Below are 18523 nucleotides of genomic sequence, written 5' to 3'. Positions count from 1 at the left end.
GACCCCCCTCCATCCCCCGACCGCGTTGTCAGTGGCTACGACTACGGTTCACGCATGGCTGCCCGTACGAAGACCACCAAGGACCGTCCGTCCTACCGCTGCACCGAGTGCGGCTGGCAGACGGCCAAGTGGCTCGGCCGCTGCTCCGAGTGCCAGGCCTGGGGGACGGTCGAGGAGTACGGCGCGCCCGCCGTCCGTACGACGGCCCCGGGCCGCGTCACCACCTCCGCGCTGCCCATCGGCCAGGTCGACGGCCGCCAGGCCACCGCCCGCTCGACCGGTGTCCCCGAGCTGGACCGGGTGCTCGGCGGCGGTCTGGTGCCCGGAGCGGTCGTCCTGGTCGCGGGCGAGCCAGGCGTCGGCAAGTCGACCCTCCTCCTGGACGTGGCGGCCAAGGCGGCGAGCGACGAGCACCGCACGCTCTACATCACCGGCGAGGAGTCGGCCAGCCAGGTCCGGCTGCGCGCCGACCGCATCAAGGCGATCGACGACCACCTGTATCTCGCCGCCGAGACCGATCTGGCCACGATCCTCGGCCACTTGGACGCGGTGAAGCCCTCGCTCCTGATCCTGGACTCCGTCCAGACGGTGGCCTCCCCGGAGATCGACGGCGCCCCCGGCGGCATGGCCCAGGTCCGCGAGGTCGCCGGCGCCCTGATCCGCGCCTCCAAGGAGCGCGCCATGTCCACCCTTCTGGTGGGCCACGTCACCAAGGACGGCGCGATCGCGGGCCCCCGCCTCCTGGAACACCTCGTGGACGTCGTCCTGTCCTTCGAGGGCGACCGCCACGCCCGCCTGCGCCTCGTACGGGGCGTCAAGAACCGCTACGGCACGACCGACGAGGTCGGCTGCTTCGAGCTGCACGACGAGGGCATCACGGGCCTGGCCGACCCGAGCGGCCTGTTCCTGACCCGCCGCGCCGAAGCGGTCCCCGGCACCTGCCTGACCGTCACCCTGGAGGGCCGCCGCCCCCTTGTGGCCGAAGTCCAGGCGCTCACGGTCGACTCCCAGATCCCCTCCCCCCGCCGCACCACGTCCGGCCTGGAGACATCCCGGGTCTCGATGATGCTCGCGGTCCTGGAACAACGCGGCAGAATCAGCGCACTGGGCAAAAGGGACATCTACTCCGCAACCGTAGGCGGCGTAAAACTCTCCGAACCGGCCGCAGATCTGGCCATCGCCCTGGCCCTGGCCTCCGCGGCGAGCGACACCCCCCTCCCCAAGAACCTGGTCGCGATCGGCGAAGTGGGCCTCGCGGGCGAGGTCAGAAGGGTCACCGGCGTCCAGCGCAGACTCTCCGAGGCACACCGCCTGGGCTTCACCCACGCCCTCGTTCCGAGCGACCCGGGCAAGATCCCGCCCGGCATGAAGGTCCTCGAAGTGGCCGACATAGGAGACGCCCTCCAGGTCCTTCCACGCTCCCGTAAACGAGACGCCCCACGGGACGGCGAGGACCGCCGGTAGACTTTGCCCTGGTCTCGCCCGTCCGTACGAACCAACTGTGCGAAACGGCGGCGCCTGAAGAACCTGCGACCCGAGGAGTGCAGTGGCAGCCAACGACCGGGCGTCAGCTCCCGGAAAGTCCGGCGGGAGCTCCGGTGCCGACGGGCTGATGCGCGCCTCACTGAGCGCCGTGGCACCCGGCACGGCGCTGCGCGACGGCCTGGAGCGAATCCTCCGCGGCAACACGGGCGGACTCATCGTGCTCGGCTCCGACAAGACCGTCGAAGCCATGTGCACCGGCGGTTTCATCCTGGACGTGGAGTTCACGGCCACCCGTCTACGAGAACTCTGCAAGCTGGACGGCGGCATCGTGGTGTCGTCCGACCTATCCAAGATCCTCAGAGCGGGCGTCCAGTTGGTCCCCGACCCCACGATCCCCACAGAAGAGACCGGCACCCGCCACCGCACAGCGGACCGGGTCAGCAAGCAGGTCGGCTTCCCAGTTGTCTCCGTCTCCCAGTCCATGCGCCTGATCGCCCTCTACGTGGACGGTCAGCGCCGCGTCCTGGAGGACTCGGCGGCGATCCTGTCCCGCGCGAACCAGGCACTGGCCACCCTGGAGCGCTACAAGCTCCGTCTGGACGAAGTGGCGGGAACCCTCTCCGCCCTGGAGATCGAAGACCTGGTAACGGTCAGAGACGTCTCCGCAGTGGTCCAACGCCTCGAAATGGTCCGCCTGATCGCCAACGAAATCGCGGAGTACGTACTGGAACTCGGCACGGACGGCCGCCTGCTCTCCCTCCAACTCGAAGAGCTGATCGCGGGCGTGGACCCGGAACGCGAACTGGTGGTCCGCGACTACGTCCCCGAACCCACGGCCAAACGCTCCCGCACGGTGGACGAAGCACTGGCGGAACTGGACGCGCTCTCCCACGCGGAACTCCTCGAACTCCCCACCGTGGCCCGCGCCTTGGGCTACACCGGCTCCCCCGAGGCCCTCGACTCGGCGGTCTCCCCCCGAGGCTTCCGCCTCCTGGCCAAGGTCCCGCGCCTCCCCGGCGCGATCATCGACCGCCTGGTGGAACACTTCGGCGGCCTCCAAAAGCTCCTGGCAGCAAGCGTCGACGACCTTCAAACAGTCGACGGCGTGGGCGAGGCAAGGGCAAGAAGCGTACGAGAGGGCCTCTCCCGCCTGGCGGAATCCTCAATCCTGGAACGCTACGTCTAGAAAGACGAACCGACCTCAGTCACTGGCCAGAACAAACGAGGTCTGCGCCTTGGCGAACCCGGAAGCAGCCGCCTCCACCAGATAGGTCCCCGGACCGGCCGAACCGGCCGGAGGCGTCGCACACTCGGGCGCACTGGGCTTCCGGTCCCACTTCAGGGTGTACGCGACACTGCTCCCGGCGGACACCCGGTAGTAGACACTTCCGGAACTCTTCGGACAGTCGGCGGAGGACCAGTAGTCGGCGGCACCCCCCGCCTCAGTAATCGTCAACACGGCGCTCTTGGGCCCGAGATCGACCTTGCAGTCACTGCTGGACGAGTTCTTGGCGGTCAGCACAAAAGTGGGCGTCTGATCCGGCGAGTAGGAGTTGTGCAGACTCCGCAGACTCAACTGCACAGCACTGGCAGTGCAGTTGGGCAGAGTCGAATCGGCAGGAACCGTAGTCCCTGTACTACTCCCCCCGTTGGACCCCCCAATACCGCCACCGTCCCCGGACCCCCCGGCGGAGCCACTGTCACCCGAGGACCCGGCACTGGAACCGACCCCACTAGCTCCACCACTCGCCCCACCGCTCGCACCGCTGCTCGACTCATCGCGTCCGCCGGGGTGTTGACTGATGGCGGGCCCGGTGCCGGACGGACCGGCGGTGATCGTGGGCGCGGGAGTCCTGCCGTTCTTCGACCCGTCCGCACCGTTCTTGCCGCCCCCGCCGCCCGAGGTGACGATCCAGGTGATCAGCAGCGCCAACAGGGCGACCACGGACACCATGAGGACCCTCCGTCGCCAATAGATGGAGGAGGGAAGCGGCCCGACCGGATTGCGCAGAGATCCCACGGCTCAAACCTTACGAGACAACGGGGAGTTACCTCGCCCCACCCGCCGCGCCGGCCCCAACTTTTCCGGATCATCATCCCGGCAAGGGAGTTGAACGGTGGCACCGCGTGGCCCGTCGCCGCGTACGGCGCGAAGGTGCCGTGTCGGGGGGGTGTCCGCCCGCAGCGGTTGGCGCGTCAACACCGCCACGATCTTGAGCGACCGATTCCGCGCCGTTCCGAGGACGGACACCCCCCGGCGCGGCACCGACCCACACCAAACGGAAGGCGACCCACTCACGCACCCGCAGGGGAAAACACCGCAACCACCCACGCCCATGGCAGGATCGAAACGCCATGACTGCGCCCACGAACCCCCCGCACACCACGTCCACCAACGGCGAGCACCTCCACGCTCCCGTCATCGACTGGTTCGAAGACAACGCCCGCGACCTCCCCTGGCGCCACCCCGACGCCGGCCCCTGGGGCGTAATGGTCAGCGAGTTCATGCTCCAGCAGACCCCGGTCGCCCGCGTCCTCCCGGTCTACGAACAGTGGCTGGCCCGCTGGCCCCGCCCCGCCGACCTCGCCCAGGACGCCCCCGGCGAAGCCGTCCGCGCCTGGGGCCGCCTCGGCTACCCCCGCCGCGCCCTCCGCCTGCACGGCGCGGCGACTGCCATAACGGAACGGCACGGCGGCGACGTCCCCACCGACCACGCCCAGCTCCTCGCCCTCCCCGGCATCGGCGAGTACACGGCCGCCGCCGTCGCCTCCTTCGCCTACGGCCAGCGTCACGCCGTACTCGACACCAACGTCCGCCGGGTGTTCGCCCGCGCCGTCACCGGCGTCCAGTACCCCCCGAACGCCACCACCGCCGCCGAACGCAAACTCGCCCGCGCCCTGCTCCCGCCGGACGAGCAGACCGCCGCCCGCTGGGCCGCCGCCTCCATGGAACTGGGCGCACTGGTCTGCACGGCGAAGAACGAGACATGCCACCGCTGCCCCATCTCAGCGCAGTGCGCCTGGAACCTGGCCGGAAAGCCGGACCACGAGGGCCCGGCCCGCCGCGGCCAGACCTACGCCGGCACGGACCGCCAGGTCCGCGGCAAACTCCTGGCCGTACTCCGCGAAGCCGCACCCGGCACTCCCGTCCCGCAATCCGCACTCGACCGCGTATGGCACGAGCCGGTACAGCGGGCCAGAGCACTGGACGGCCTGGTCGCCGACGGCCTCGTAGAACCCCTCCCGCAGGGGCTGTACCAACTCCCCGCGACCCGCACCTGACACACGGTCAATTCACAGCCGCCCGGCTCACCCCGGGCCACATCACAGCCAACACCCAGCCCTCGCCACACTCCGGCAACGCCCAAACCACCCCATACCCACACCAACGCTCCCGCCGCCTTACCCCGAACCTACTTCCGTTACACAACCGACGGACAGCCGAGCGCTCCCCGCAGGCTGCTCCGCACAGTGCCGTGACAACCCCTCCGTAGCTTCATTCCTGTGCCGCAGACCGGCGGGACGCAGCAAAGGACAACCGGCAGCAGGCGGGCCGGAAACGGGGATGGAGGCGGTTGATCATGGCGCAGGGCGAGGTGCTCGAATTCGAGGAGTACGTCCGCACCCGACAGGACGCGCTGCTGCGCAGCGCCCGTCGGCTGGTGCCCGACCCTGTCGACGCCCAGGACCTGCTGCAGACCGCGCTGGTTCGGACGTACGGCCGCTGGGAGACCATCGAGGACAAGCGCCTCGCGGACGCCTATCTGCGCCGCGTCATGATCAACACCCGCACCGAGTGGTGGCGGGCCCGCAAGCTCGAAGAGGTCCCCACCGAGCAGCTCCCGGACGCGAGCGTCGATGACGCGACCGAACAGCACGCGGATCGGGCGCTTCTTATGGACATCATGAAAGTTCTCGCTCCGAAACAGCGCAGTGTTGTCGTCCTGCGACACTGGGAGCAGATGTCCACGGAGGAGACGGCCGCTGCCCTCGGCATGTCGGCCGGTACGGTCAAGAGCACGCTGCACCGGGCGCTCGCCCGGCTCCGGGAGGAGCTGGAAGCCCGCGATCTGGACGCACGCGCGCTGGAGCGTGAGGAGCGGGAGCGTTGCGCGGCCTGAGCGACACCCCAGGACCCAGCAGGGTCCGCGGCGGCTTCGAGGCGGCGGTCACGGCGATGGCCGTGCTCGCCGCCCTCGCCCTGTTGGTGTCCGGCTGCGCCACGGGCGGCACCGGCGCCCGTGACGAGGGCCCGGCGCACTCCGACTCGGTGGGCGTCGCCGAGGTGCCCTCCTCCACCCCCTCCGCGACCGCCGACGACCATGTGGACGCGGTGAAACTCGTCCAGGACGACCCGCAGGTCTCGGCGGCGGTCAAGCACGAGCTGAAGCCGTGCGTCGCCGACGAGTACGCGGTCGACGTGTCCTACGGCGAGCTGACCGGCGGCACCGCCAACGACGTCGTCGTCAACGTGATGACCTGCGGTGACGCGGTCGGCATCGGTTCGTACGTGTACCGCGCGACGGGTGGGACGTACGAGAATGTCTTCAAGGCCGAGGAACCCCCGGTCTACGCGGAGATCGACCGCGGCGATCTGGTCGTGACCAAGCAGGTGTACGAGAAGGGCGACCCGGTGTCGAGTCCCTCCGGTGAGAACGTGATCACGTACCGCTGGACGTCGGGCCGTTTCGTCCAGAAGTACAGCACCCACAACGAGTACAGCAACGCGGTCGGGGGCGACGCCTCGCCCGCGCCGAGCGGAAACTGAACCGAACAGATCCGAGCGACCCCGAACCAAAAACGAACGGAATCCGAGCGGGGGCGAACCGATCGGCCCCTCTGATCCGATCCTTCAGTGAACGCGGACACCCCTTCGGGCGTCCCATGCTTGAGAACGACCCACACGAGGACTGAGAGCACCGGGATGGCAGACCAGACCCACGTCCTGTTCGTCGAGGACGACGACGTCATCCGTGAGGCCACCCAACTCGCCCTGGAGCGGGACGGCTTCGCGGTCACGGCGATGCCCGACGGGCTGTCCGGCCTGGAGGCGTTCCGGGCGAACCGCCCCGACATCGCGCTCCTCGACGTCATGGTCCCCGGCCTGGACGGCGTCAGCCTCTGCCGCCGGATCCGCGACGACTCGACCGTGCCGGTGATCATGCTGTCGGCGCGCGCCGACTCGATCGACGTGGTCCTGGGCCTGGAGGCCGGCGCCGACGACTACGTGACGAAGCCCTTCGACGGCGCCGTCCTGGTCGCCCGGATCCGCGCGGTGCTGCGCCGCTTCGGGCACGCGAGCGGCGGCGACCGTACGGACGCGGACACGGCTCCGGTCGACGGCGGGGTGCTCACCTTCGGTGATCTGGAGATCGACACCGAGGGCATGGAGGTGCGCAGGGCGGGGCAGCCGGTGGCACTGACGCCGACCGAGATGCGGCTGCTCCTGGAGTTCTCCTCGGCACCGGGTACGGTCCTGTCCCGCGACAAGCTGCTGGAGCGGGTGTGGGACTACGGCTGGGGCGGTGACACCCGGGTCGTGGACGTCCATGTGCAGCGGCTGCGCACGAAGATCGGCCAGGACCGGATCGAGACGGTCCGCGGCTTCGGCTACAAGTTGAAGGCCTGAGCAGGGGTATGCGGGGGAATTCACGGCGCAGGGTCCCGTCGTTCATGGACAGAGCGGGCATCCGTACCGGCCTGAGATGGAAGCTCAGCGCGGCCATCGCGCTGGTCGGCACGCTGGTCGCGATCGCGCTCAGCCTGGTCGTGCACAACGCGGCCCGGGTCTCGATGCTGGACAACGCGCGCGACCTCGCCGACGAACGTGTCCAGATCGCCCAGCGCAACTACGAGCTGTCCGGGCGGCCCAACTTCCCCAGCATCAAGATCGACGACCCGAACCTGCCGCCGGCGCTCCGCCAGAAGGTCGGGGAGGGCCGCAGGGCCACGTACGTCACGGACCGGCCGCACGGCATCCCGGACATCTGGGCGGCCGTGCCGCTCAAGGACGGCCATGTGATGTCGCTGCACACCGGGTTCACCGACCGCAGCACGGACATCCTCAAGGATCTCGACCAGGCCCTGGTGATCGGTTCGATCGCGGCCGTGCTCGGCGGCAGCGCACTCGGTGTGCTGATCGGCGGCCAGCTCTCGCGCCGGCTGCGCAAGGCAGCCGTCGCGGCGAACCAGGTCGCCAAGGGCGAGACGGACGTACGGGTACGGGACGCCATCGGCGGAGTCGTGCGGGACGAGACCGACGACCTCGCGCGCGCGGTGGACGCCATGACGGACGCGCTGCAGCAACGCCTTGAGGCGGAACGCCGGGTCACCGCCGACATCGCGCACGAACTGCGCACCCCGGTGACGGGCCTGCTGACCGCGGCCGAACTACTGCCGCCGGGCCGCCCCACGGAACTGGTCCTGGACCGTGCCAAGGCGATGCGCACCCTCGTCGAGGACGTCCTGGAGGTGGCCCGTCTCGACGGGGCCTCCGAGCGCGCCGAGCTGCAGGACATCATGCTGGGCGACTTCGTGAGCCGCCGGGTGATCGCGAAGGACCCGGACGCGGTGGTGCACGTCGTCCACGAGTCGGCCGTCACCACCGACCCGCGCCGCCTGGAGCGCGTGCTGTTCAACCTGCTGGCCAACGCGGCCCGGCACGGCAAGCCGCCGATCGAGGTCTCGGTCGAGGGCCGGGTCATCCGGGTCCGCGACCACGGCCCCGGCTTCCCCGAGGAGCTCCTCGCGGAGGGCCCGAGCCGCTTCCGCACCGGCAGCAAGGACCGCGCGGGCCACGGCCACGGCCTGGGTCTGACCATCGCGGCCGGCCAGGCCCGGGTCCTCGGCGCCCGCCTGACCTTCCGCAACGTCCGCCCCGCGGGCGCGCCGGACCACATCCCGGCGGAGGGCGCGGTCGCGGTGCTGTGGCTGCCGGAACACGCACCGACGAGCACCGGCAGCTATCCGATGCTGCCGTAGGCCCGTCCGGGCAGGAGCCGTCGCACTCGCTCAGGTGCTTGCCACCATCACCTCCTCCCCCCGGGACGGCCCCACCCCGTCCGTCCTCCCCCCGAAGTACCGCTCGGCAAGATCCGCGGCCGACACATACCGCACTTCCCGGAACCCGCACTCCCGCCCCAGGGCCAGCACCTGCTCCGGCGTGAAGAAGCTCAGGAAGGGCGTGCCCGCGGCGCGAGCGCCCGCCACCGCAACCTCCAACTGCGCGCGCTGCTCCGGCTCCACGTCGTCGACCGGCCGCAGGAAGGTCGTCACCAGGGTGGAACCGGGGGCGAGTTGGGCGACCCGGCGGAACATGGTGGTGATCGCGTCATGCGTGAGATACATGGTGACGCCGGTCGCGGCCACCACGGCTGGCCGCCCGGTGTCGAGCCCGGCGGCGGCCAGCTGCCCCCACCAGTCGCCCTCGAAGTCCACCGGCACGAACCGCAGCCAGTCCGGCTCCTCGTACCCGAGCTCCGCCAGCCGCCGCCGCTTCCAGGCCTGTGTACCGGGCCGTTCGACCTCGAACACCCTCAGTCTCGCGCCCAGTTCGGGCCGCCGCTGGGCGAAGGTGTCCAGACCGGCGCCGAGCACGACGTACTGGTCCACGCCCTTCTCGGCCCGCTCCACCACCACGTCCTCGACGAAGCGGGCCCGCGCCACGATCGACGCGCGGATCCGGCGCGTGGCCTCCACGTCCATGTCGGGACGCTCCCCCCAGTCGTCCCCGGGATCCACGAGCCGCAGCCCGACCTCGTCCTCGACGACATGCGGCGCAGCGTCCGCCCGGACGTGCAGGGCCCGCCACAGGGCGACCCGCACCGCCGTGTGATCCGGCTCGACCTCCGCCACCCGCTCCCCGCTCATCCGAAGTCCTTGGAGAAGTCGAGCTCCTCGCTGCGCTCGGTCAGCGAGTACCAGTTGCCGCTGTCATCGCGGAAGATCGCCTCGACGCCGTACGGCCGCTCCTTGGGCTCTTGGATGAACTCGACACCGCGCGCCTTGAAGGTCGCGTAGTCACCGCGGCAGTCGTCCGTACGGAACGCACCCGCTCCCAGCACCCCTTTGCCGACCAGCTTCTTCAGCGCCTCGGCGGACTCGGGGTCGAGGCCCGGGCCGTCCAGGCTCATCAGCGCGAGCTCGACGCCCGGCTGGTTCTTGGCGCCCACGGTGACCCACTTCATGTCGCCCATGGAGATGTCGTCCCGGACCTCGAAGTCCAGCTTCTCGGTGAAGAAGGCCTTGGTGCGCTGCTGGTCGAAGGTCCACACGGTGGTGATGGCCAGCCCTTGGATCATGGCTCCGCTCTCCTGTCGGACGAGGTGGGGATCGAGGTGGCTTCCTCTTCCTCTTCCTCACCGTAGGCAGGGCGGGCGGCGGCACGCTTCTTCAAAGTTGCGGAGGGGAAACCGCCGGCCCAGAGCATCGCGTAGCACCCGGGGATGAGGGCGGCCCCGCGCCCCACGTGCTCCCTCCGGTACTCACTCGGGGTCAGCCCGGTCCGTGCCTTGAACCGGGCCGAGAAGGTCCCGAGGCTGCTGAAGCCGACGAGATGGCAGATCTCCGTGACCGAGAGGTCGGCGCTGCGGAGCATCTCCTCGGCCCGCTCGATACGGCGATGGGTCAGATACTGGCCCGGCGTCTCGCCGTAGGCCTCCTTGAAGGCCCGGATGAAGTGGTACCGCGAATATCCGGCATGCGCGGCCACCACGCCCAGGTCGAGCTCCGGCTCGGCCCAGTCGCGGTCCATGGCGTCCTTGGCCAGTCGCAACTGCCGCATTTTGTCCATGCGCCCGATGGTGACACGGCCCACTGACAACGGCCCCGGCCAACCGCACTCAGCCGCTCCGGGACTTGGCGACGCAGGCCGGCATCCATCAGCCCGTCCGGCACTTGTGCACCGGCCGCACTCACCAACCCGCCCGGCCGTTCGGGAACTGTCGCCCCCGGCCGACACCTCCAGCCCGTCCGGCGTTGGAGGACGAGGCCGTCCAAGCCGAAGCAGGGACCTGGGGGCGGCAGCCCCCAGTGACGGACGGGCAGGGGCGGCGGGGGCGGGAAAACAACGAGAAACCAAGAAGAAGGCCCCCCGGGGCGGACACCGACCGGGGGGACCTTCAGCTCACTGCCGGCGAATCAGACGGCCTCGACGATCGGCAGCTTCTCCGCCACGCCCTCGCCCGACCCCTCGGCCTTCGGCCCCGCGCCCTTCAGCGGAACCTCCTTCACGAACACCGCCGCCACCAGCGCCAGCACCGTCACCACGGCCCCCAGCAGGAACGCGGAGTGGATACCGGCCGACACCGCGTGCTGGTATGCCTCACGCGCCACCGCCGGCAGCTTCGCCAGACTCTTCGCGTCCAGCTGCGCGGACTGCTCGGTCACCTTGGCCCCCAACGCCCCGGCCTTCTGGCTCATGACGTCCTGGACCCGGTTGTTGAACAGCGCGCCCATGATGGCGACACCGAACGAGGAACCGAGCGTCCGGGACAGCGTGCTCGTGGAGGACGCGACACCCATGTCCTTCATCTCGACGCTGTTCTGCGCGACCAGCATGGTGATCTGCATCAGACAGCCCATGCCGAGACCGACGACGGCCATGTACACACCGGACATGAACCGGGTCGTGTCGACGTCCATCGTGGAGAGCAGGTACAGGCCGACGCCCATCAGGATGCTGCCGGCGACCGGGAACACCTTGTACCTGCCGGTGTTGGTGGTCACCCGTCCCGCGACCATGGAGGTCACGAGCATCGCGCCGAGCATCGGCAGGAGCAGCAGACCGGAGTTGGTCGCGGACGCGCCCTGAACGGACTGCTGGTACAGCGGCAGGAACAGGGTGGCGCCGAACATCACGAAGCCGGTGATGAAGCCGATGACCGCCATCAGGCTGAAGTTGCGGCTGCGGAAGATGTGCAGCGGTACGACCGGCTCGACGGCCTTGGTCTGCCAGAACACGAACCCGACGAGCGCGGCCACACCGAGCGCGATCAGCTCCATGATCCGCACGGAGGTCCAGGCGTACTGCGAACCGCCCCACGTGGTGACGAGCACGATGGAGGTGATGCCGACGGTGAGCAGCCCGGCACCGAGGTAGTCGATGCGCGCCTGCGAGCGCTTCTTCGGCAGGTGCAGTACGGCGCTGATCGCGGTGAGCGCGATGACGCCGAGCGGGAGGTTGATGTAGAAGGACCAGCGCCAGCCCCAGTTGTCGGTGATGGTGCCGCCGACCAGCGGTCCGCCGATCATCGCGAGCGCCATGACGCCGGCCATCATGCCCTGGTACTTGCCCCGCTCACGCGGCGGGATGAGGTCGCCGATGATCGCCATGACGCCGACCATCAGACCGCCGGCACCGAGACCCTGGATGGCCCGGAAGCCGATCAGCTGGCCCATGTTCTGCGCCATGCCGCTGAGCGCGGAACCGACCAGGAAGATCACGATCGACGTCATGAAGGCGCCCTTGCGCCCGTACATGTCGCCGAGCTTGCCCCACAGGGGAGTCGAACTGGCGGTGGCGAGCGTGTAGGCCGTGACGACCCACGACAGATGCTCGAGCCCGCCCAGCTCACCGACGATCGTCGGCATAGCCGTACCCACGATCATGTTGTCGAGCATCGCGAGCATCATGGTGATCATCAGGGCGAGCAGGACGACCCGCACGCTCCTGGGCTGTTTCTCGGTTTCCTCCGGCCCGGTGTCGACCGTCTGCGTGTCCGCCATCTTTCCCACTCCCCTAAGTACCGCCACCGTCCGGCTACTTACTTGCCGCCCGGCTAGTTGACTACACTCAGGGAAAGTAGACCCGCAACTAGCCGGGCGTCAAGTAAGTTTGCTGGAGCATGAAACGGATGGGCGACACCATGGACGGCATCAAGCGGCAACGTCGCGGAGACACCCGCCAGCGCATCCAGGACGTCGCGCTCGAACTCTTCGCCGAGCAGGGCTACGAGAAGACCTCGCTGCGCGAGATCGCCGAGCATCTGGACGTCACGAAGGCAGCGCTCTACTACCACTTCAAGACCAAGGAAGAGATCCTGGTCAGCATCTTCGAGGACCTCACGAAGCCGATCGAGGACCTGATCGAGTGGGGCCGCGACCAGCCGCACACCCTGGAGACCAAGCGGGAGATCGTACGGCGCTACGCCGACGCGCTCGACGGCGCGACCCCGCTGTTCCGCTTCATGCAGGAGAACCAGGCACAGGTACGGGACCTGCGCATCGGCGAGCGCTTCAAGGACCGTATGCGCGGCCTGCGGGAGATCGTCATCGACCCGGACGCCTCCCTGGTCGACCAGGTCCGCTCGCTCAGCGCGATCTTCACGCTGCACGCCGGCATGTTCGCCGTACAGGACCTCGAAGGCGACCCCGAGGACAAGCGCAGGGCCGTCCTGGAGGTCGCCACCGGCATGATCACCCAGGCCCACGCGGGCACGAAGCCCGCCGGGGGCGGGTCCTAGACGGTCACGCCCTTGCCACGCAGGAACGCGACCGGGTCTATGGCCGAGCCGTAGTTGGCGGTCGTACGGATCTCGAAGTGCAGGTGGGGGCCGCTGGAGTTGCCGGTGTTGCCGGACAGGGCGATGTGCTGGCCGGTGCTGACGACCTGGCCGACCTTCACGTCGATGCGCGAGAGGTGGGCGTACTGCGAGTAGGTGCCGTTGCCGTGCTTGATGACGATGGCGTTGCCGTACGCGGCACCGTCGCCCGCGCCGTTGCCGCCGGCCTTGACGACGGTCCCGCCGTGCGCGGCGACGACGTTGGTGCCGCTGGCCACGGCGAAGTCCTGCCCGCTGTGGGTGGACTGCCACATGCTGCCGGCCTGGGCGAAGCTCGCGGAGAGCGTGTACTTCTTCACCGGGTCGACCCAGGAGGCGGCGGTCTTCGCACTGACCGCCTTCGGCGCCACGCCCACGGTGGCGGCGCTCGCGACCCCGGTGCCCAGCACGGCGGTGGCTCCCAGCCCGACGGCCAGGACGGCCACCCGGGTGCGGAGCGGAGTCGTACGGGAAGAGCGGGACGTGGAGCGCTGGAACATCGAAACCTCACGGGGACGGGGACAGAAAGACCACCCGGCACACAAGCGGCCGCCGGATGGCACGTCCATTGGTAACCCGAGCCCCCACGGCCCCCCAAACAGCTCTTCTACGACGGAAGCTAGTACTTCACCGCAAAACTTCCGACTCCTTGACAGAGCACTCGTTAGCCATAAACCGCCCCCCTGACGGCAAAACCTCCCTTTCGACTCCAAGTGATAAGTCCTTTTTGCCCCGAACGAGGCTTACGACTACCCGCCCTAGTAGGGGCCGAATCGCCTGTGCGGCTTGTCACCGGGCGAGGCGATCGCCGACCGCGGGAATGTGGCGCAGACCTCTATGCACCTACCGTTCAGTAACCTTATGGTTCCCCTCCCGCCACTCCCGCCCACGATCATGTGCCTTCCGCACCGGCAGACGTGAGAGGAACCCCCACCCCCATGACGAGACGACGCCCCTGGGCCCGCCGTACCGCCACCGTCGCCGTGACCGCGATCGCCCTCGCGGCGCTGACCGTCCCCGCAGAGGCCGCGACGGCGAGCACGACCACCGCGGCCGCCACGGTGGACTACGCGACCTGGCAGACGGACTGCCAGACGGTCATGAACCAGGCCCTGCCCTACCTGAAGCAGCGCATCACGGCGACCAAGCCCGGTGAGAAGCAGGCGATCGTCTTCGACATAGACAACACCACCCTGGAGACCGACTTCGGCTTCAGCTGGCCGCAGCCGGCCAACAAGCCGGTACTCGCGGTCGCCAAGTACGCCCAGGAGCACGGCGTTTCACTGTTCTTCGTCACGGCCCGCCCCGGCATCATCTACCTGCCGACCGAGTACAACCTCGAACACGACGGCTACGACGTCGACGGCCTCTACGTCCGCGGCCTCTTCGACCTCTTCAAGGACGTCGCCGCCTACAAGACCGCCCAGCGCGCCGACATCGAGTCCAAGGGCTACACGATCATCGCGAACATCGGCAACAGCGCCACCGACCTGTCCGGCGGCCACGCCGAGAAGACCTTCAAACTGCCGGACTACGACGGCCAGTTGTCGTAACGGAACGGGCGTCTCTGCTGGGGCGGTTGCTGGCCCGGAACATTCCCCGGCTGACACTGCTGGCGCTGGCCTGCCTGGAGCACGCGGCGGCGCTGGATCCCGCGGTCCGGGCCGAGGTGGAGCGGCGGGCGGCCGAGCTGATTCCCCCGCGGTCTCCGGAAGAGGCGCGTGAGCTGGTGAAGGCGGGGCCGCTGGTTCTGGAACTGCTGCCCGGGCCGGAGGGGCTGAGCGACAGCGACGCGTGGGGTGTCACGGTGACCGCGTCCCTCCTGGGGGCGGAGGAACCCGAGGGTGCGCTGGCGGTACTGCTCCGGTTCCGAGACCATCCGTCCCTGCGCGTGCGGCGTCAACTCGTAGGCACCTGGGGTCGGTTCGACAGCGAGCGCTACGCGACAGAGGTACTCGACCACCTGGACCGCGACGATCTCCACATCACCTGCGAGACTCCCGAGCAACGGGCGACCCTGTCCCTCATGCGCCCCTGGCACAAGGTGTCCTTCATCGGGTCGGTACCGGTCCCCGATATGGTCCGCGCCCTCGACCCCGGCCGGGTCGAAACCCTGAGCCTGGAAGCGAACGACAGCGTGGGGGACCTGAGCCGGCTACTGGTCTTCTCCTCGCTGAAGAGCCTCTGGCTCCAGCGTTGCCCTCATGTCTCGGGACTCGCCACCCTCTGCCTGGCCGCCCCCGACGACCCCCTCACTGCGGCCGACTGGCAGCAGGTGGCAGCCCTTCCGGCCCTGAGGGCCCTGGTCATGTACGCCCCCTTCTCGGTTTCGACGTACGCCCTCGACGTCATGCCGGAGCTCCCCGCCGTGGCGGAGCTGCGGATCCCCGGCAACATCAGGGGGCACTCCCTGGCCACGCTGGCCGCCCGGTTGCCGAGCGTGCGCAAAGTGACCGTGAAGGCATACGGAGTGACCCTCGACCTCACCGAATACACGAGGCATTTCCCCGATGCCGACATCGGCGACGACCTGGGCTGACCCCACGCACGACAAAGGGGCCGGTGCCCAAAAGGCACCGACCCCTTTCCCAGCCGTAAAGCCCTGGAGCCTTACGCCTCCTTGCTCAAATTCGGACCGGCCCCGCCGGCCGCCTGCTCGATCGGCGGGACATCCGGGAGTGCCGACTTCTCCTCACCCCGGAAGGTGAAGGTCTTGGCCTCGCCCTCGCCCTCCGTGTCGACGACCACGATGTGACCGGGGCGCAGCTCGCCGAAGAGGATCTTCTCGGAGAGCGTGTCCTCGATCTCGCGCTGGATCGTGCGACGCAGGGGACGCGCGCCCAGCACCGGGTCGTAGCCCTTCTTGGAGAGGAGCTCCTTGGCGGCCGGGGAGAGCTCGATGCCCATGTCCCGGTCCTTGAGGCGCTCGTCCACCTTGCCGATCATCAGGTCGACGATCTGGAGGATGTCCTCCTGGGTGAGCTGCGGGAAGACGACGACGTCGTCCACGCGGTTGAGGAACTCGGGGCGGAAGTGCTGCTTGAGCTCGTCCGAGACCTTGTTCTTCATGCGCTCGTAGTTGGACTTCGTGTCACCCGTGGCCGCGAAGCCCAGGTTGAAGCCCTTGGAGATGTCCCGCGTGCCGAGGTTGGTCGTCATGATGATGACCGTGTTCTTGAAGTCCACGACCCGGCCCTGGGAGTCGGTCAGGCGACCGTCCTCCAGGATCTGCAGCAGCGAGTTGAAGATGTCCGGGTGGGCCTTCTCGACCTCGTCGAAGAGGACGACCGAGAACGGCTTGCGGCGGACCTTCTCCGTCAGCTGGCCGCCCTCTTCGTAGCCCACGTATCCGGGGGGCGAACCGAAGAGACGCGAGACCGTGTGCTTCTCGCTGAACTCCGACATGTCGAGGGAGATCAGCGCGTCCTCGTCACCGAAGAGGAACTCCGCCAGAGCCTTCGACAGCTCCGTCTTACCGACACCGGACGGGCCCGCGAAGATGAACGAACCACCGGGACGCTTCGGGTCCTTGAGGCCCGCACGCGTACGACGGATCGCCTTCGAGAGCGCCTTGACGGCGTCCTTCTGGCCGATGACCCGCTTGTGGAGCTCGTCCTCCATGCGCAGCAGACGCGAGGACTCCTCCTCGGTCAGCTTGAAGACCGGGATGCCGGTGGCGGTCGCGAGGACCTCGGCGATCAGCTCGCCGTCGACCTCGGCGACGACGTCCATGTCGCCGGCCTTCCACTCCTTCTCCCGCTTGGCCTTGGCGGCCAGGAGCTGCTTCTCCTTGTCGCGGAGGGAGGCGGCCTTCTCGAAGTCCTGCGAGTCGATCGCGGACTCCTTGTCGCGGCGGACGCCGGCGATCTTCTCGTCGAACTCGCGCAGGTCCGGCGGCGCGGTCATCCGGCGGATGCGCATCCGGGAACCGGCCTCGTCGATCAGGTCGATCGCCTTGTCCGGCAGGAAGCGGTCCGAGATGTACCGGTCGGCCAGCGTGGCGGCCTGCACGAGCGCCTCGTCCGTGATGGAGACACGGTGGTGGGCCTCGTAGCGGTCGCGCAGACCCTTGAGGATCTCGATGGTGTGCGGCAGGGACGGCTCCGCGACCTGGATGGGCTGGAAGCGGCGCTCGAGGGCCGCGTCCTTCTCCAGGTGCTTGCGGTACTCGTCCAGGGTGGTGGCGCCGATGGTCTGGAGCTCACCGCGGGCCAGCATCGGCTTCAGGATCGAAGCGGCGTCGATGGCGCCCTCGGCGGCACCCGCACCGACCAGCGTGTGCAGCTCGTCGATGAACAGGATGATGTCGCCGCGGGTGCGGATCTCCTTGAGGACCTTCTTCAGGCGCTCCTCGAAGTCACCGCGGTAGCGGGAGCCGGCGACCAGCGCGCCGAGGTCCAGGGTGTAGAGGTGCTTGTCCTTGAGGGTCTCGGGCACCTCGCCCTTGACGATGGCCTGGGCGAGGCCCTCGACGACGGCGGTCTTGCCGACGCCGGGCTCACCGATCAGGACCGGGTTGTTCTTCGTACGGCGGGACAGCACCTGCATGACCCGCTCGATCTCCTTCTCGCGCCCGATGACCGGGTCGAGCTTGGACTCACGAGCGGCCTGGGTGAGGTTCCGGCCGAACTGGTCGAGGACCAGGGACGTCGAGGGGGTGCCCTCCGCAGGGCCGCCGGCGGTGGCGGTCTCCTTGCCCTGGTAACCGGAGAGCAGCTGGATCACCTGCTGCCGCACACGGTTGAGATCAGCGCCCAGCTTGACCAGGACCTGGGCGGCGACGCCCTCGCCCTCACGGATCAGGCCGAGCAGGATGTGCTCCGTGCCGATGTAGTTGTGGCCCAGCTGAAGAGCCTCGCGGAGCGACAGCTCCAGGACCTTCTTGGCACGGGGAGTGAAGGGGATGTGACCGGACGGCGCCTGCTGGCCCTGTCCGATGATCTCCTCAACCTGCTGGCGGACCGCCTCAAGCGAAATGCCGAGGCTCTCCAGGGCCTTTGCGGCGACACCCTCACCCTCGTGGATGAGACCCAGGAGGATGTGCTCGGTGCCGATGTAGTTGTGGTTGAGCATCCGGGCTTCTTCCTGAGCCAGGACGACAACCCGCCGCGCGCGGTCGGTGAACCTCTCGAACATCGTTAATCGCTCCTCAGAGCGGTCAGGCAGTAAGGGGACGCTCCCCTCCCTGTCCTTCCGCAGCTTAGTCCCGCAAGCGGGGACCGCTCATTCCAACTGCCGACACCGGACCGAGAACCAACACTGCCTCCTGAACCCGAACGCCGACATCTGCTCCAACCTGATGGTGCGAGACGATGTTCCCGCAGGCCAGGCAGTTACCCTCACCATGAGTACGCCGATGGCGAACGTGAGACGCCCTTTTCTGCGTGTCGCCCCCTCCCACTAGGGATTGTCTTACCCGTACGGACTGACACTCCATGCCGAGCGCACCGGTTCCCTCCGCTACGGGCGAACAACCTTGCGCGGTCCGACACCCCCGA

Annotated in this window: 17 protein-coding genes; 10 read left to right on the top strand and 7 right to left on the bottom strand. The window is 68.7% G+C overall.

All coding sequences use genetic code 11. The annotated features are described in order from the left end of the window. Positions 1-54: 54 nt before the first annotated feature. Positions 55-1464 carry a DNA repair protein RadA gene (gene radA, locus AB0I51_RS35830; protein WP_362982510.1) on the top strand — a complete coding sequence of 470 codons (1410 nt, stop codon included), beginning with the start codon at positions 55-57 and terminating at the stop codon, positions 1462-1464. A gap of 82 nt (positions 1465-1546) precedes the next feature. Next, positions 1547-2671, top strand: a complete 1125-nt coding sequence (gene disA / locus AB0I51_RS35825) for a DNA integrity scanning diadenylate cyclase DisA (RefSeq protein ID WP_362982508.1) — start codon at positions 1547-1549, stop codon at positions 2669-2671. A 15-nt stretch (positions 2672-2686) separates the two neighbouring features. Here disA and AB0I51_RS35820 read toward each other — a convergent pair whose 3' ends face one another. Next, entirely contained in the window at positions 2687-3505 is an 819-nt protein-coding gene (locus AB0I51_RS35820) for a hypothetical protein (RefSeq protein ID WP_362982506.1), read from the bottom strand. 335 nt (positions 3506-3840) lie between these two features. On the opposite strand from AB0I51_RS35820, the gene AB0I51_RS35815 reads away from it, so the two are divergent. From AB0I51_RS35815 to cseC, 5 genes are all read left to right on the top strand, one after another. Further along, positions 3841-4767, top strand: a complete 927-nt coding sequence (locus AB0I51_RS35815; protein ID WP_362982504.1) for an A/G-specific adenine glycosylase — start codon at positions 3841-3843, stop codon at positions 4765-4767. Positions 4768-5066: 299 nt separating this feature from the next. After that, complete coding sequence (locus tag AB0I51_RS35810; protein ID WP_019064956.1) at positions 5067-5606, top strand: SigE family RNA polymerase sigma factor; 540 nt, start codon at positions 5067-5069, stop codon at positions 5604-5606. Positions 5607-5662: 56 nt separating this feature from the next. After that, positions 5663-6253: a hypothetical protein gene (locus AB0I51_RS35805; protein ID WP_362982551.1), complete on the top strand. Its 591-nt coding sequence runs from the start codon at positions 5663-5665 to the stop codon at positions 6251-6253. Positions 6254-6409: 156 nt separating this feature from the next. Then, positions 6410-7114 (top strand): two-component system response regulator CseB, encoded by a 705-nt coding sequence (gene cseB, locus AB0I51_RS35800; protein WP_362982502.1) that lies wholly within the window; start codon positions 6410-6412, stop codon positions 7112-7114. 8 nt (positions 7115-7122) lie between these two features. After that, entirely contained in the window at positions 7123-8466 is a 1344-nt protein-coding gene (cseC, locus tag AB0I51_RS35795; protein ID WP_362982500.1) for a two-component system sensor histidine kinase CseC, read from the top strand. A 30-nt stretch (positions 8467-8496) separates the two neighbouring features. Here the strand turns inward: cseC and AB0I51_RS35790 are convergent, their stop codons facing one another. The 4 genes from AB0I51_RS35790 to AB0I51_RS35775 form a co-directional block, all read right to left on the bottom strand. Continuing rightward, positions 8497-9354 carry a class I SAM-dependent methyltransferase gene (locus tag AB0I51_RS35790; protein WP_362982498.1) on the bottom strand — a complete coding sequence of 286 codons (858 nt, stop codon included), beginning with the start codon at positions 9352-9354 and terminating at the stop codon, positions 8497-8499. Next, the gene (locus AB0I51_RS35785) at positions 9351-9785 is read right to left on the bottom strand and encodes a VOC family protein (protein WP_362982496.1); all 435 of its coding nucleotides are present in this window, start codon (positions 9783-9785) and stop codon (positions 9351-9353) included. Before AB0I51_RS35785 ends, AB0I51_RS35790 begins: the two co-directional genes overlap by 4 nt. Continuing rightward, positions 9782-10267, bottom strand: coding sequence for a helix-turn-helix transcriptional regulator (locus tag AB0I51_RS35780; protein WP_362982549.1), 486 nt, complete (start codon positions 10265-10267; stop codon positions 9782-9784). Before AB0I51_RS35780 ends, AB0I51_RS35785 begins: the two co-directional genes overlap by 4 nt. A gap of 356 nt (positions 10268-10623) precedes the next feature. Then, the gene (locus tag AB0I51_RS35775) at positions 10624-12210 is read right to left on the bottom strand and encodes an MDR family MFS transporter (RefSeq protein ID WP_362982494.1); all 1587 of its coding nucleotides are present in this window, start codon (positions 12208-12210) and stop codon (positions 10624-10626) included. A 128-nt stretch (positions 12211-12338) separates the two neighbouring features. On the opposite strand from AB0I51_RS35775, the gene AB0I51_RS35770 reads away from it, so the two are divergent. Continuing rightward, on the top strand, positions 12339-12947 hold the full coding sequence (locus AB0I51_RS35770; RefSeq protein ID WP_362982492.1) for a helix-turn-helix domain-containing protein: 609 nt from the start codon (positions 12339-12341) through the stop codon (positions 12945-12947). On the opposite strand, the gene AB0I51_RS35765 is transcribed toward AB0I51_RS35770, so the two are convergent. Further along, positions 12944-13525 carry a M23 family metallopeptidase gene (locus tag AB0I51_RS35765; RefSeq protein WP_362982490.1) on the bottom strand — a complete coding sequence of 194 codons (582 nt, stop codon included), beginning with the start codon at positions 13523-13525 and terminating at the stop codon, positions 12944-12946. The genes AB0I51_RS35770 and AB0I51_RS35765 overlap by 4 nt on opposite strands. A 438-nt stretch (positions 13526-13963) precedes the next feature. Between AB0I51_RS35765 and AB0I51_RS35760 the strand changes: the two genes are divergently transcribed. After that, complete coding sequence (locus AB0I51_RS35760) at positions 13964-14578, top strand: HAD family acid phosphatase (protein WP_362982488.1); 615 nt, start codon at positions 13964-13966, stop codon at positions 14576-14578. A gap of 26 nt (positions 14579-14604) precedes the next feature. Then, positions 14605-15564, top strand: coding sequence for a hypothetical protein (locus tag AB0I51_RS35755; protein WP_362982486.1), 960 nt, complete (start codon positions 14605-14607; stop codon positions 15562-15564). Positions 15565-15635: 71 nt separating this feature from the next. Here AB0I51_RS35755 and AB0I51_RS35750 read toward each other — a convergent pair whose 3' ends face one another. Next, positions 15636-18161: an ATP-dependent Clp protease ATP-binding subunit gene (locus AB0I51_RS35750; RefSeq protein ID WP_362982484.1), complete on the bottom strand. Its 2526-nt coding sequence runs from the start codon at positions 18159-18161 to the stop codon at positions 15636-15638. Positions 18162-18523: the final 362 nt, after the last annotated feature.

The sequence above is a fragment of the Streptomyces sp. NPDC050549 genome, assembly GCF_040655035.1.
Classification (GTDB): domain Bacteria; phylum Actinomycetota; class Actinomycetes; order Streptomycetales; family Streptomycetaceae; genus Streptomyces.
The sequence above is the reverse complement of the archived record's forward strand: the minus strand, read 5'-3'. Positions and strand labels throughout refer to the sequence as shown.

Excerpts from the sequence above, each read along its gene's own strand:
- cseC (WP_362982500.1), top strand. The coding sequence starts at position 7,123 with ATGCGGGGGAATTCACGGCGCAGGGTCCCGTCGTTCATGGACAGAGCG.
- AB0I51_RS35775 (WP_362982494.1), bottom strand. The coding sequence starts at position 12,210 with ATGGCGGACACGCAGACGGTCGACACCGGGCCGGAGGAAACCGAGAAA.
- AB0I51_RS35815 (WP_362982504.1), top strand. The coding sequence starts at position 3,841 with ATGACTGCGCCCACGAACCCCCCGCACACCACGTCCACCAACGGCGAG.
- AB0I51_RS35760 (WP_362982488.1), top strand. The coding sequence starts at position 13,964 with ATGACGAGACGACGCCCCTGGGCCCGCCGTACCGCCACCGTCGCCGTG.
- AB0I51_RS35785 (WP_362982496.1), bottom strand. The coding sequence starts at position 9,785 with ATGATCCAAGGGCTGGCCATCACCACCGTGTGGACCTTCGACCAGCAG.
- AB0I51_RS35790 (WP_362982498.1), bottom strand. The coding sequence starts at position 9,354 with ATGAGCGGGGAGCGGGTGGCGGAGGTCGAGCCGGATCACACGGCGGTG.
- AB0I51_RS35770 (WP_362982492.1), top strand. The coding sequence starts at position 12,339 with ATGGGCGACACCATGGACGGCATCAAGCGGCAACGTCGCGGAGACACC.
- AB0I51_RS35805 (WP_362982551.1), top strand. The coding sequence starts at position 5,663 with ATGGCCGTGCTCGCCGCCCTCGCCCTGTTGGTGTCCGGCTGCGCCACG.
- AB0I51_RS35780 (WP_362982549.1), bottom strand. The coding sequence starts at position 10,267 with ATGCGGCAGTTGCGACTGGCCAAGGACGCCATGGACCGCGACTGGGCC.
- cseB (WP_362982502.1), top strand. The coding sequence starts at position 6,410 with ATGGCAGACCAGACCCACGTCCTGTTCGTCGAGGACGACGACGTCATC.
- AB0I51_RS35750 (WP_362982484.1), bottom strand. The coding sequence starts at position 18,161 with ATGTTCGAGAGGTTCACCGACCGCGCGCGGCGGGTTGTCGTCCTGGCT.
- AB0I51_RS35810 (WP_019064956.1), top strand. The coding sequence starts at position 5,067 with ATGGCGCAGGGCGAGGTGCTCGAATTCGAGGAGTACGTCCGCACCCGA.
- radA (WP_362982510.1), top strand. The coding sequence starts at position 55 with ATGGCTGCCCGTACGAAGACCACCAAGGACCGTCCGTCCTACCGCTGC.
- AB0I51_RS35765 (WP_362982490.1), bottom strand. The coding sequence starts at position 13,525 with ATGTTCCAGCGCTCCACGTCCCGCTCTTCCCGTACGACTCCGCTCCGC.